The organism is Aneurinibacillus thermoaerophilus (assembly GCF_019603355.1).
Taxonomy (GTDB): domain Bacteria; phylum Bacillota; class Bacilli; order Aneurinibacillales; family Aneurinibacillaceae; genus Aneurinibacillus; species Aneurinibacillus thermoaerophilus.
The window spans coordinates 3,484,612-3,498,485 of the sequence record NZ_CP080764.1 but is presented as its reverse complement, the minus strand read 5'-3'; the positions used below and the strand labels follow the sequence as shown (position 1 = coordinate 3,498,485).

Sequence of the window (13,874 nt, the reverse complement as noted above, 5' to 3'; positions counted from 1 at the left end):
GTTATTTTACAATTACTTTATACTCACGCATCCAATGATCAAGCTGGATGAGGTAAGCGAAGAACTGCGGCACGTTCATGAGCTGGCCGAACCACGGCATATGGATTGAAGCCAGATCGAGCGCCGCAAATTCTTTTACTGCCCGTACGTTGATGAACGGTAAAATGGGAGATGTATTATCGTCCAGAATTTGCAGCGTTTTTTTGCATACTGCGGCCAAGTAGGACGGATTATGCGTTTTTGGATACGGGCTTTTGCGCCGCATTAGTACATCGTCCGGCAGCAAGCCGTGCAGTGCCTGACGTAAAATACCTTTCTCACGCCCGCCGTACGTTTTCATTGACCATGGCACATTCCACATGTATTCCACCAATCGGTGATCGCAAAATGGCACACGTACCTCTAAGCCGACAGCCATACTCATGCGGTCTTTACGATCCAGCAGCGTTGGCATCCAGCGCGTTAGATTGAGATAGAACATTTCGCGGATTCGTGCGTCTTTCGTGTTTTCCCCCTTAAGGTGCGGCACTTCGTCGAGCGCTTCTTGATACCGCATTTTTGTATAGTCCTCTAGGTCGATTTGCGAAAGCAGGTCAGACGAGAAGAATTGCATTTTTTCTTTGAGGTTTCGCGCCCACGGAAATATGGTTGCCGTTAGCGCCTCTTCGCGGTGGAACCAAGGGTAACCGCCGAACAATTCGTCCGCGCATTCACCGGATAGAGCTACCGTTGCTTCTTTTTTAATTTCACCGCAGAACAGATAGAGCGAACCGTCGACGTCGGTCATTCCAGGAAGGTCGCGGGCGCGTAATGCTGCTTGCAAGGAGTCGATAAGGTGTGGCGTGTCGAAGTATACATTGTGATGTATTGTGCCAAGATATTCGGAGACGCGCTTTGCCCAGGGAGCGTCTGCGTTCGGTTGGAACTCATTCGGATGAAAATGAATGTCATTGTCCACATAGTCAATGGAGAAGGTGTGCAACGGCCCGTAGCCTTTTTCTTTGAATGCCTGCGCTGCAAACGCGGAAATGGCGCTGGAGTCAATTCCCCCCGAAAGCAGGGTGCAAACCGGAACGTCAGCCACTAGCTGGCGTTTAATGCTGTCGCCAAGCAGGTGTCGGATCGTAGCGATTGTCGTTTCCAAATCGTCTGGATGTTCGTGGCTTTCTAGCGCCCAGTAGGATTTGATTTTCATGTTGTAACGTGTATACAGGAGGCAGGAAGCCGGAAGCAGTTCGAATATATTGTGAAAAACACCAATACCGGGTGTACGCGCTGGACCGAGTCCGAAAATTTCTCCGAGTCCTTCCTGGGTAATTTCTGGCTTTATCGCTGGATGCGCGAGTAGCGCTTTAATCTCCGAAGCGAAAATAAAACTGGTACCTTGTTGCGTGTAGAATAAAGGTTTGACGCCGAGGCGATCCCGCGCCAAAAACACGCTTTTTGTGTGATGCGCCCAGATGGCGAAGGCGTAAATGCCATTGAGGTACTTAAGGCATTCCGGGCCCCATTCGATGTATGAGACAAGCAATACTTCTGTGTCAGACGTTGTTTGAAAGCGATGACCGCGTGCGATAAGTTCCTTGCGTAGATCGTCTGTATTATAAAGTTCTCCGTTATATACGATCGTATACGTTTCGCCCGCGTGCGTCCGGGTCATAGGTTGGACGCCTCCTTCCGGGTCGATCACAATGAGACGGCGATGAGCAAACCCGGCATGCGTTGATGTCCAGATTCCTTCGCTATCAGGTCCGCGTGGAATCAGTGTTTGGGCCATATCTTGAAGTACGGCTTGTTGCTTGCTGATATCCACCTGCCAATCGATCCATCCTGCGATTCCGCACATAGTAATCCCTCCACTTCTCATTATATAGCCCAGTATTACACTATGCCCGGAACGGATCGATGGGTGCCTGACCAAGCAAAAACAATCGAAGAGTAAGCGGACGGAAAAAGGTAAACACTATGTATATTCAAATTTACTCTAGACAGGAGGCGAGATAGTGGCAAATGAGAATAAAAAAGCAATCGGGCAGGAGCCGGCTGAAACGGCGATGCCGCATCAGATAGACGCGCCGGAGCGGGCGGAAGCCGAACAAAAGCTTGAGAAACCGTTTGTAAACAGATATGGTGTTATGATTGGCGATAGCTTCTACGATTCAGCAAATTCCCCCTTGAACAATTGGAGCAAAGATACAGATCCGGCCATTATGGCTGGAGACGAGTGGGTGCACCCGACCAATGATATCGGCTGGAATACTCCGGCTAACCAAGAGCTTCTTGAAGGAGGTTACATTGAAGAAGGTTATGTGCCACAGAGTGGGCGGTTCATGCATCCGACCAAGGACGTAAGTTATCGCAAAGATTGAAGCATCAGGGTAGGCACAGCCATCGTTTTCTTCTGAATGAAGAAGGAAACCAGGCTTTTGCCTGCCCTGATTTTTTATTGCATAGGAACAGAACCGTGCTCCTCCTTGGCGAAAAAGGATGAGCAATTGCGTCCGCGTATTTTTTTGTCAGCTGCAAAGTGGACGGAGCGTGCAGAAATGGATGCAAATGTGGTATGATGATGAAATGAACAAAGCATGCTTAAGGCAGTATTGAGCAAGGAAAGGAACATGGGTATGGGCAATGAATTTCGCGTATGTGATGAGTGTAAGATGATTAACATAAAAACACTGGTACCGCGGCTAAAAGAAATTGATCCCGACGCTGAAATAGAGACGGGATGCCAATCGTATTGCGGGATTGGATTCAAAAAACATTTTGCTGTGGTGAACGGACGCTATTTGACAGGGGTAACGGAGGACCAGCTGATTGAGAAAGTAAGGAAGCATTTGAAAAAATAAACCAAAACCCAAAAAGCCGGTGCCGTGGGCATTGGCTTTTTACTTGCCAGAGCTCTGTTATTCGTTTTTGTTTATCTTCTGGAATACGTTGCCCTTTTTTTTCTTTTCCCCTTAGATGAGGCTCGCTTAGCGGAACATTCCCATTCTGAGAGCCAAATGACTGAAGACAAAGTTAAGGTCGAACATCGTTCGTCAGAGGAATGTGAAGTGTTGCTTTCTTTTCCCCAGACGAAGTTTGCCCAGCAGAACATTCCCATTCCGAGGGCCAAATTACTGAAGACAAGATTAAAGTAAAACAGCACCCACCAAGCGAATGTAGAATCTGTTTTTGGTGCGCCTAATGGAAGTATTTCTGGAAGATACATCCACATCGCGACAATGAACGGCAATTGCAGTACACTCAGGACTTTCTGGTTCCAGCGCCAAAACAATAACGGTGCTACGCTGGCAAAGAGCAGGTTAATCATTAATAAGTCCATCCGAAAATTCCTCCTTCTTTGTTTTTAAATGTAAGAAAGCGCTTGCATATATATTACTGCTAAAGTGCGACGGCTATTGTACGTAGTTTTATGTGGTTGTGAAAAATAATTAATTATATCATACAATAATCGGATGAAAATTTTAATTATTTTTGACAATTTTATGAGAAATAAGTTTTTTGGATGATGATTTCATTTGATATGGGTTCAGAGGTTTATTTGCCATCCATTTTTTTCTGGCATAGTGATGATGGGAGCTCTGTTTTAAGTATTGAAAAGGCATCTTTTTCCCTGACTGGAGGAAAAAGATGCCAAGAAGCTAAAGAGCTTATTATGACAGCTCATTTTCCAGAGAGGCCAAGCTTTCAAGCGATCCGGTTACCAGTAGACGGTCGCCAAGCTGAAGCCTGGTATCCCCGTGCGGAATGATGGAATCATTGTTGCGGTAGATACGCAGGATAAGTGCGTCACCGAGAAACGGCAATTGTTTAAGTTGGGTCTCATGGTAATAACGGTTGCCCATGATAATCGTTTGTATAGCGTCTTCCGTTCGCGCGATGAGGTCAATCGCGTTTGGTGCTTCGATTTGCGCTTTAAGCAGCGTACTTGCCGAGAAAAGGGTAGAAAATAAGATGAAGCCGTTCTTTTGCACTTCATCATGCCGCGTCGGGTTTTCCATGCGCACGATGATTGTTTTTTTGCCCAGTTCTTGCGCATGCCGGGCAAGTCTCATATTCGTGTCATCGTCGTTTGAAACAAATGCCAGCACATCGCGTTCAAACAGGCCTTCTTCTGTCAATGTATCCTCGGAGAAATCGTCAACGATATGCACCGCTTTAAATTTGTTGTAGAAAGTCTGGCTGTTTTCAATGACATCCTTATTCTCTTTAATTTGCCGTCTCTGTGTGTATACTTCCACATCAAAACCGGCCTGTTGTACTTCAAGCGCTACCGGCATCGTAATGGTATTGAGGCCTACAATGCCGACTCTGATGGTGCGGTCGGCCGTTTTTGCAGGAACCAATCGGTTAAAGGCTACAGGAGAAATAAAGCAGGAAAGAATCGCGACCAAAATCAATCCATCATGCAGGGATTGCACGATCAGATTTTCCTCCAGCGCCAGCGCGGCTGCCGCAATAACAAGGCTGAGCGTTGATGTCAGCAGCATGCCAGCACCGATAGTTTCCCGCCAATTAAACCACTTCTTAAGTATGAGCAGCGGAATGACTTTGGATACATACAGCGCCGCCAACAGAAGCGGAATGAAAATATATACTTTTGGATCGCGAATTAGCGCCCATAGATCAAGTTTGACTCCTACCATTACAAAAAAGATAGGAATCAAAAAGCCGTAGCCGAACGCGTCCAACTGGCGAACGAACTGTTTGCGTGGTCCCAGCATGGAAACGATAACGCCTGCGAGGAAAGCGCCGATAATGTTTTCTGCTCCCATGTTTTCCGCAAGGGCTACGAAAAGAATAATCAGCAGAAACACGCCGCGTGTACCGATTTGTACAGTTCCGGTAGATAGCTGTTCAAAGCTGGACAATTTGCGGACTCGCCGGATAATCCGGTATAGCACGAAAGTGACCGCAAACAGCGCAAGCAAAAGCAGCGGTTTGGTAGAGTCTTGCGAGCGCAGAGATATAAACACCGCCAGTAAAATCATCGTCATGAAATCAGAAATAACAGCAATAAGCAGGATGACTTGCCCAAGAAGCGTTTCGGTTAATCGCCGTTCTTTTAATACCGGAACGACTACACCGAGCGAAATGGTCGAAATGATCAGCGTCATAAAAAAGGTCTGCTCAATAATGCCAAGACCATTTAGCACGAGTGAGACGAGATAAGAAGCACCGAATATGAGCAAAAACGCAAAAGACGCAATCGCGAACGGATTTCCGCCTTCTTTCTTTTTTTGCGAGAAGGTGTCAAAGTCGATTTCCAACCCGCTTAGAAACATCAGAAAGATGAGCCCAAGCAAAGAAAGAATCGAAAGCCAGTTGTCTTCCTGTACAATGTTAAATCCGCTCTTGCCGATAATCATACCGGCCAGAATTTCCGCCACGACAAACGGTATCATTGTCCAGCGTAGGCGTTGTAGCAAAATCGGCATTAGAAACGCGACGGAAATGACGATGAGCAGTGAAATCGGAGAATGCGCATTTTCGCCCATTATACCGCTCCTTTCTTGTATATGATGTGTACGCTGTATATGTATTGCGCGTCGCGCGGCACACAGGAAAGCTGTATATGATAAAGACAAACAAGCGGTAAGAATGTGTTGGTTCTTTTACCTTGTATTATGCTTAAAAATAATGTTCTACGCGCATAGCTGTAAAGACAAGTGTACGAATAACTTTTACCATTATGCCATATTATTGCTGAACCGAGTAGTGTTAATCAATCGGTTTCATTTTTTGTTTCACCCGTTCTCTTTTATTCATGGTAACGCATTGTTAGTATGTTTTTTCCGCATAAAAAAGGGGCATGAAATGACGAAAGCGTCAAAAATGTCAGGGAGAAAGGAAAAATAAGGGCGACCAGAGAAATACATATGTATGAATCGATCGCTGCCGGGTTTCGTATATACAGATAATGACACTTTATAGGAAGGATGGACATTATGCTAAATAAGTTTCTTGCGAGTTTTGGAATTGGAGCAGCGAAAGTTGATGCCCGCCTGGCTGATTCAAAGGTTCACCCCGGTGGCGAATTACGCGGAGAAGTGCATGTTAAGGGGGGCAATGTCGAACAAACGATTTCACAGATTTATATGTATTTGTATACTGAATACTATAAAGAAACGAATGATACTAAGACGAAGCATAAAGAAGTGCTTGCCTCTTATCGTGTAGCGGACTCCTTGCTTATTAGGCCGGGGGAGGAGAAGATCCTTCCCTTCCAGTTGCGTGTTCCTTATCATGCTCCCATTTCTTTCGGCCGTCAGAATGTGTATTTGAGTACCGGGCTTGATATCGAAATGGCAGTTGATCCGAAAGATACGGATGTGGTGACAGTATTGCCGGACCCGCTGGCGGCTCAATTGCTGGCCGAGATGGAAGGCATGGGTTTCCGCCATTCATATGACAGCGGTATATGCGAATATAAGAAGCATATTCATAGGATGGTACCGTTCGTACAGGAATTCGAATTAAAGCCGACATCTATGTTCCGTAATGAATTGGATGAGATTGAATTAATTTTTGACGTATACCCTGAAGGTATAGATGTGCTGATGCAGGTGGACAGACGCCCATCGAGTTTACGCGGCATTTTTGAAGAAATGCTGGATTTGGATGAGCAGTACGTGCGGTTTACGATTGACCGGCAGCGCGGCGTCATTCCGGGTGAATTGGAGAGGAGAATTCGTCAAGCGCTAGTTCGCCGATAACAGCGTGCGAAACGAAAAGTGAGGGAAAAGTGTGACAGCATGGAGAATGGACGGAAAATGGTTGGAATATGAGGTGGATGAGGCGTGTGCCGGCATGACGCTGGAATCTTTGTTAAGGAAGCGGCTTATGGTGTCGGGCCGTATGCTCCAGCGGTTGACAAGAAAGAACGGATTGTTCCTGAATAAAAAGCGACCGTTTTTGCAGAGAAAAGTAAAGGCGGGTGATCGAGTAAAGGTACTGATTGCAGACGAGGCGGAGACGTCGCTCGATCCGGTGCCGATGGACATTTCCGTTTTATACGAGGATGATGCGGTGCTTGTCGTGAACAAACCGGCCGGTATAGTTGTTCATCCGGTGCGGGAAGGGCAGAACGATACGCTTGCGCATGGTATTGCTTATTATTGGCAGGCGAAAGGCAAAGCGCGGGCGATCCGTCCCGTGCATCGGCTGGACAAGGACACAAGCGGGGCATTACTTGTCGCAGGTAATAGCTTTGTTCATAGCCTTTTGGATAAGCAACTTCGCGAACATAAGATCCGGAGAACATATCTTGCCTTAGTGTCCGGCTATCCGGGTGGACAAGGAGAGACAGGCACATTTTCGGAACCAATTGCGCGCGATCCGCATCACCCGATCCGGCGTAGAGCCGATGCCGGAGGTGATCCAGCAGTTACTCATTATCGGGTGCTGGAGAAGTTTGTCGCTTTTCCGGGCATTGCGGAACATGCGGTTTCCCTGGTGGAAGTGGAATTAGCGACGGGGCGCACCCATCAAATCCGCGTTCATTTCAGTCATCATGGTTTTCCGTTGCTTGGCGATACATTATACGGCGGTCCGCGGATCAAGGGCTTAGCAAGACAGGCGTTGCACGCGCATCGCATTGAGTTTTGTCATCCGGTAACGGGGGAAAGGCAAGGATATACGGCGCCATTGCCGGAAGATGTGGAGCGCTTGTTGAAGCGCTTCCGCCAAATGTAGGAGGTGTCTATATGGTGGGACGTTTACATGAAGAGAAAGTATTTAAAGATCCTGTTCACCGTTATGTACATGTACGGGATAAGTTAATCTGGGATTTGATAGGCGCGACTGAATTTCAGCGCCTGCGTCGGATTCGTCAGCTTGGCACTTCTTATGTAACGTTCCACGGCGCGGAACATAGCCGTTTTAATCATAGTCTCGGCGTATATGAAATTATGCGACGCATTTTGGAGCAGTTTGAGCAGCGGATTTCCTTTGCTTTTCTTGAAGAGGAACGCCTGCTTTGCCTAAGCGCAGCGCTGATGCACGATATCGGTCACGGCCCGTTCTCACATTCGTTTGAAAAAGTATTTCACACAGACCATGAAGAATGGACGCGGCGTATTTTGGTTGGGGATACGCAGGTGAATCGCATTTTGCGGAAAGTTTCCCCGGACTTTCCGCACAAAGTAGCGGCCATTATTGGAAAAACATATGAAAATCCATTAATTATAAGCCTGATTTCCAGCCAGATTGATGCTGACCGGATGGATTATTTACTGCGGGATACATACTACACAGGCACGAACTACGGATTTTTCGATATGGAACGTATTCTGCGTGTGCTGCGGCCGTATGAAAACAAAGTGGTCGTGAAACATACGGGAATGCACGCGGTTGAAGACTATATTGTAGCGCGTTATCAGATGTACTGGCAGGTATATTTTCACCGGGTGACGCGCAGCGCGGAGGTCGTTCTCCGCAAGATCTTTGAACGGGCCCGCGATCTGTATTGGAGAGGGTATAAGTTCCGGTGGGAGCCTGTACACTTTATTCCACTGTTCGAGCAAGATATTACATTAGAACAGTATTTGGACTTGGATGAACCGACGGTTATGTTTTATATGAGCGAATGGTGTAAGGAAAAGGATGATATTTTGCGTGATTTGTCGCAGCGGTTTATGAACCGCCGTCTCTTTAAGTATGCAGAATACGGCGAGCGGGTCGGAAGCGTGGAATGGAAACAGGAGATTGATGAGTTGTTTCGAGAGATTGGCATTGACCCGACATACTATCTCGGAGTGGATTCTCCCTCCGATTTACCGTATGATGTTTATCGAAGCGGTGAAGATGGAGACAAGATGCCGATCTATTTACTGATGCCGGACGGCGGCTTAGAAGAGCTTTCGAAATGCTCTGTCATTGTGGAGTCGATTTCCGGCAAGCGACGGTATGATCACAAGCTTTATTATCCGCTTGATTTTCTGGAGGATGGCACGCGTAAGCCGCATGTTGTTCGCGAGATCAAACGGCGGTTGCGTGTTCAGTAAATATAAGGAGGGTTGTATTATGGATATTTTTAAAGGCAAACAGGGCGGGTTCAATATCATTAGCAACAAAAACCAGGTACACGGTGGCTATGGCGCGGGCATGATTGATTTGAGTAACGTGTCTTCTATTATTGTGGATGAAGAATCTGCTGTGATTGACCTTGGTGCTTTACATGCCAAGAGTGCAGTGGAAAAGGGCGTGAAATTTTCCATCAACAAAGAAGACGTTCCGAACGGCAAACGATACTGGCTTGTGTGGGTTGCGGTGGACATTGGTGACAATGGTCCATACTATGCGGGCGTAACTGCCTGCGAAATGTTGATCGACAAAGAAGCGCGCCGCGGCTGGAAAATTCTTGCCGATCATGTAAATAAGATGGACTACGCGATGAAACGTCGCTACATCTTAGATGGTATGAATGAAAAAGAAAAGAAAAATCTGCGTGAATTGCTGATGACGCATAATGAAAATATGTGGAAGAATTCGCCGGATGAGCTAAAGGAAAAACTCGCGTAATTTACGATCGTTTTTAAGCTTGTTTTAAGAATGAACATGGTGTGAATTTTTTTATTGATTGGTTTAGTAAGGCTAGGTTTATTATATACATCTTTTACTAAGACGCACAAAGGGTGTCCCAAAAGTGAGGGACACCCTTCAGTTTGAGAGCGGGCACACTGCCCGCTCTTTGCTAATTCCAGAACTTCAGCTTATCCCAGAACGACTTTTCTTTCTTTGGTTCCTCGTATTTTTCCTGTTTAGGTGCTTCATAGTATTCTTTTGGCTCTGTGCCCGGAATAAAGTACATTAATTCCGGGTTTCTTGAATCTTTGCCTGCCAGCTTGCCGCTGGCAGTGTCGATATATGCTGGCACGACTCCAGGTGGGACGGGGAAGACAGCAGCCGGTTTCCCGGTAAGTGCTTGTTCCATGAAGTCGGCCCATATTGGAGCGGCCTGTCGCCCGTCAGCGAAATTATCAATGCGACGGTTATCATCATAGCCAACCCAGACACTGGCAGCCAGCTGTGGCGTAAATCCTCCCAGCCATGCGTCGTAGTCGGTTGTTCCGGTTTTCCCGGCTACTGGCCGGTGTAACAGCGGGCTGACCCGATGGGCCGTGCCGCCGGGCGCAAATATTTTTTCCAGCATATGTGTAAGGATAAACGCATTTTCCCGGCTAACGACTTGCTGAACCTGGGGGTGGGCTTCGACCAGTAGCTTGCCTTCCCGATCCAGAATTTTGACAATAGCGAGTGGCTCAATTTTTTGCCCCTGGTTGGCAATGGTTGCGAACATACGGGTCATCTCTAGGGGCGTAACCGGATAGCTGCCGAGCGCCAGCGAAGGAAGTGGCTTAAGCGGCGAGTCGATACCCAATCGTTTTGCCATTGTTACCATTTTATCCGGTCCAATTGCCAGATGGGTTTGAACGGCGTAAATGTTGTCCGAGCGGGCGATTGCCTCGCCCATCGTAATGTAATCATGGGCATACTGCTCACCGAAGTTTCTCGGAATATAGGTTTCGTCGTTGCCGAACGTAAATACGGTCGGCTCGCTTTTGATTTTTGTTAGCGGTGTAAAACCGTTTTCCAGCGCAGCCATATACAGCGCCGGTTTCATGGATGAACCGGGTTGGCGGCGGGCAAGCGCCCTGTTGAACTGGCTTTCCTTATAATCGCGACCTCCGACCATAGCCCGAATATAGCCGGTCTGTGGTTCAATGGCTACAAGTGCGGCCTGCAACGGGCGATCTTTTGGTAGATACTTGTGCACTGCCGATTCCGCTTTCTGTTGCATAACCGGGTCGAGCGTTGTATAGATTTTCAGTCCGCCGTGTTCGATAAGCTCTTCGTCAATCCCATATTTTTCTTTTGCCTGTTTTACAACATAATCGCGAAAATACGGTGCGATCGTTTGTCCTTTTATGCTTTCCGGCGAGGCCAGTTTCAGCGGTTCGGCTAATGCGGCGTCCGCTTGTTGTTGAGTGATGTAGCCTTCGCTTACCATTGCTTGCAGAACGATACGTTGCCTGCTCTTAGCCGCTTTCATGTCGCGGAACGGTGAGTAGAAACGCGGGCCTTTCGGTAATCCAGCCAGCATGCTTGCTTCCGCGAGCGTCAATTCGCTTGCGTTTTTGCCAAAGTATGTTTTTGCCGCCGCCTGAATACCATACGCAGCGTGGCCGTAATAAATTTGGTTCAGGTACATTTCCAGAAGCTGCGGTTTCGTATAATTCAGCTCTAATTGAATGGTCAAGATCGCCTCTTTAAATTTCCGTGTCCATGTCTTGTCAAGACTAAGATAGAGGTTACGAGCGAGCTGCATGGTGATCGTGCTGGCACCTTCGCGTTTATTCATATGGCGCAAATCTGTTAATGCGGCACCCGCAATTCGTTTAATATCGAAGCCGGGATGCTCGTAGAACTTCCGGTCTTCAATCGCAACGGAAGCCTGCTGCACGTATTTCGGAATTTGTGAAAGGGGCAGGAAAACGCGGTTTTCGCCTTTATAGAGCGTAGCGATGACCGAGTGATCCGTTCCGTAAATGGTTGTCGTTTCATTGATGGTTGTTTCGGGCAAAGGCTGGGAACGCAAATAAAGAATAAACAACGCGAATAAAGCCGCGAGAACGATGAGAGCGATAAAAAAGTATTTCGTTGTTTTTCCGACAATTTTTAGCCAGCGGATAAGCTGATCTTCCTGTTTAATTTCCACTGTGAAGACCTCCCTATGCCTTCTACTATCTTGCAGTATCAGTATAGGGAAATCTAGTAAAATCTATACGTTACGCAAAAAGACAGGAAAACGGAATGTTGGACGCAAAATTCTTAAGATAAAAATCCTATTGCCGCTGCTCTTCCTTGCCATTCATTATAGACTTGCAATAGGGATTTATATTTTCCTTCCTCGAAATACTGTTTGAATTCTTCTTTTTCTACCAGACTAAGAATTTCGAATTTATACATTTTCTTAAATCTTTCTTTATTCACTTTGTTCTCAAGGTATTTGGCGCAGGCTTCTTCATATGCGCTAATGCTATTTTCGATAAGTGATACCAAAATCTCATTTTGCTTTTCTTTTTGCTCTAAGCTTGCCTCGGTTTTGGATATCTCGTTTAGAAAATCTTCGATTGCTTTTTTGCTTGAGGATATATGTTGTCTGATTAATAGCTCTGTTTGTCCTTCAATTAAATTATATTGTTCTAAAGCAAAGCTATTTTGCTTAGACATTAAGTCATTATACTTTCCTACCAGTTCATTTTGTCGGACAACCAAATCATTTTGTAAGCTGATTACTTCATTTTGTTTGGAAGCCAAGTCATTTTGTCGGGCGATTATATCGTTTTGGCGAGTAGCGAATTCGCTTTGTTTGGCCTCTAGTTCGTTTTGACGAGAGACTAGTTCATTATGCTTTGTAGTTAAATCGCTTTGGCGTTCGGCTAAATCTTCTTGCTTGCTAAGCATATCACTTTGTTGAGAAGCTAATTCACTTTGCTTGTTGACAACTTCATTATACTTTTCAAGCAAAGATACTCCCCTTTTAAATGCACGGCTTGCTATAGAGATGGCAGTTCCGGCTGCGATTAAACTTACAATGGCTAATAGTAAAGCAACCATTGTATAATTTGATGTAGATGCAATCAAATTAGACACAATATCCTCTCCTTTTTATTCCTTAATCTCCATATTTTATGAACGTTTTTATTTTATTTAAAGTTGCGCTTAAAAGCAAAAATAATTGAGCTTCTATAAAATCAAGCAGGTTATCAATTTATATTGTTTTTTTTAACTATTCTATCAAAATGAATGGTATACTGGTAAAATAAAGAAAAAATATGGTCGTTTTTAATGTTGATTCGCCTGAAATAATGAAAAGGGATAGGGAATACTAAAAAAATGGATGCTTGATTTTTGAGATGAGTCCTATATAATTTACTTGTTTTAAAGTAAAGTATTGTCGTGAACACAGGTCGAGAAAATGAAGTTCTTTGCGTAACAAAGCGCAATGAAACGTGAAAGGAGATTAGGCGAAGATGGGTGGCTTATGGTTTACGGAAAAGCAAACGGAAAACTTTGGTATTACAATAAAAGTTAACAAAACTTTACATACAGAGCAAACTGAATTTCAAAAACTTGACATGGTGGAAACCCCCGAATTTGGCAACATGTTGTTTCTTGACGGCATGGTAATGACATCGCAAAAAGACGAATTCGTATACCATGAAATGATGGCGCATCCGGTTTTGAACACGCACCCGAATCCGGAAAACGTGCTTGTAGTCGGCGGCGGTGATGGGGGCGTTATCCGCGAAATCATGAAGCATGAGAAAGTAAAGAAAGCGACACTTGTTGAAATTGATGGCAAAGTGATTGAGTATTCCAAAAAATACCTGCCTGAAATCGCGGGCGAACTTGATAATCCGCGCGTTGAAGTGAAAGTGGACGATGGCTTCATGCATATTGTTAAAAGCAAAAACATGTATGATGTCATTATGGTTGATTCCACGGAGCCAGTAGGGCCCGCTGTTCCGTTGTTCGAGCGCGGTTTCTATCAAGGTATTTACGAGGCGTTGAAAGAAGATGGCATGTTTGTCGCGCAGACAGACAACCCGTGGTTCAAGGCGGATTTAATTCGTAAAGTAAACAAAGATATTAAAGAAATTTTCCCGATTACGAAAGCGTACCATGCGAATATTCCAACGTACCCGAGCGGCATATGGATTTTCCAGATCGGTTCCAAAAAATATGATCCTGAAGCGGTGGATATAAACAGTATTCCGGAACGTGAAACGAAATACTATACACCTCGCCTCCACCATGCGGCATTTGTGCTGCCGAAGTTTGTGGAAGATCTAGTGAAGTAA

12 protein-coding genes are annotated in these 13,874 nt (G+C 45.7%); 7 read left to right on the top strand and 5 right to left on the bottom strand.

What is annotated here, in order from left to right; translation table 11 throughout:
- Position 1: 1 nt before the first annotated feature.
- Positions 2–1,846 (bottom strand): asparagine synthase (glutamine-hydrolyzing), encoded by a 1,845-nt coding sequence (asnB, locus tag K3F53_RS17910; RefSeq protein ID WP_091260790.1) that lies wholly within the window; start codon positions 1,844–1,846, stop codon positions 2–4.
- 208 nt (positions 1,847–2,054) lie between these two features.
- On the opposite strand from asnB, the gene K3F53_RS17905 reads away from it, so the two are divergent.
- Positions 2,055–2,369 carry a DUF3905 domain-containing protein gene (locus K3F53_RS17905; protein WP_057900199.1) on the top strand — a complete coding sequence of 105 codons (315 nt, stop codon included), beginning with the start codon at positions 2,055–2,057 and terminating at the stop codon, positions 2,367–2,369.
- A 255-nt stretch (positions 2,370–2,624) separates the two neighbouring features.
- The gene (locus K3F53_RS17900) at positions 2,625–2,849 is read left to right on the top strand and encodes a YuzB family protein (protein ID WP_220559202.1); all 225 of its coding nucleotides are present in this window, start codon (positions 2,625–2,627) and stop codon (positions 2,847–2,849) included.
- A 71-nt stretch (positions 2,850–2,920) separates the two neighbouring features.
- Here K3F53_RS17900 and K3F53_RS17895 read toward each other — a convergent pair whose 3' ends face one another.
- Both K3F53_RS17895 and K3F53_RS17890 read right to left on the bottom strand, forming a co-directional pair.
- Positions 2,921–3,328 (bottom strand): spore morphogenesis/germination protein YwcE, encoded by a 408-nt coding sequence (locus K3F53_RS17895; RefSeq protein ID WP_220559201.1) that lies wholly within the window; start codon positions 3,326–3,328, stop codon positions 2,921–2,923.
- Positions 3,329–3,659: 331 nt separating this feature from the next.
- Positions 3,660–5,504 (bottom strand): monovalent cation:proton antiporter family protein, encoded by a 1,845-nt coding sequence (locus K3F53_RS17890; protein ID WP_057897344.1) that lies wholly within the window; start codon positions 5,502–5,504, stop codon positions 3,660–3,662.
- 450 nt (positions 5,505–5,954) lie between these two features.
- Here K3F53_RS17890 and K3F53_RS17885 point away from each other — a divergent pair, with 450 nt between their 5' ends.
- The 4 genes from K3F53_RS17885 to K3F53_RS17870 are packed head-to-tail and all read left to right on the top strand — an operon-like array spanning position 5,955 to position 9,528.
- Positions 5,955–6,722, top strand: a complete 768-nt coding sequence (locus K3F53_RS17885) for a sporulation protein (protein ID WP_057897345.1) — start codon at positions 5,955–5,957, stop codon at positions 6,720–6,722.
- A 31-nt stretch (positions 6,723–6,753) separates the two neighbouring features.
- A complete protein-coding gene (locus K3F53_RS17880) occupies positions 6,754–7,701 on the top strand; it encodes an RluA family pseudouridine synthase (protein WP_322787667.1) in 948 nt (315 codons plus the stop codon).
- Between the two features lie 11 nt (positions 7,702–7,712).
- Complete coding sequence (locus K3F53_RS17875) at positions 7,713–9,011, top strand: HD domain-containing protein (protein ID WP_057897347.1); 1,299 nt, start codon at positions 7,713–7,715, stop codon at positions 9,009–9,011.
- A gap of 19 nt (positions 9,012–9,030) precedes the next feature.
- Positions 9,031–9,528 (top strand): YwhD family protein, encoded by a 498-nt coding sequence (locus K3F53_RS17870; protein WP_057897348.1) that lies wholly within the window; start codon positions 9,031–9,033, stop codon positions 9,526–9,528.
- 172 nt (positions 9,529–9,700) lie between these two features.
- Here K3F53_RS17870 and K3F53_RS17865 read toward each other — a convergent pair whose 3' ends face one another.
- Both K3F53_RS17865 and K3F53_RS17860 read right to left on the bottom strand, forming a co-directional pair.
- On the bottom strand, positions 9,701–11,725 hold the full coding sequence (locus K3F53_RS17865) for a transglycosylase domain-containing protein (protein ID WP_057897349.1): 2,025 nt from the start codon (positions 11,723–11,725) through the stop codon (positions 9,701–9,703).
- 113 nt (positions 11,726–11,838) lie between these two features.
- Positions 11,839–12,663, bottom strand: a complete 825-nt coding sequence (locus K3F53_RS17860; RefSeq protein ID WP_057897350.1) for a hypothetical protein — start codon at positions 12,661–12,663, stop codon at positions 11,839–11,841.
- A gap of 380 nt (positions 12,664–13,043) precedes the next feature.
- Between K3F53_RS17860 and speE the strand changes: the two genes are divergently transcribed.
- Complete coding sequence (speE, locus tag K3F53_RS17855; RefSeq protein ID WP_057897351.1) at positions 13,044–13,874, top strand: polyamine aminopropyltransferase; 831 nt, start codon at positions 13,044–13,046, stop codon at positions 13,872–13,874.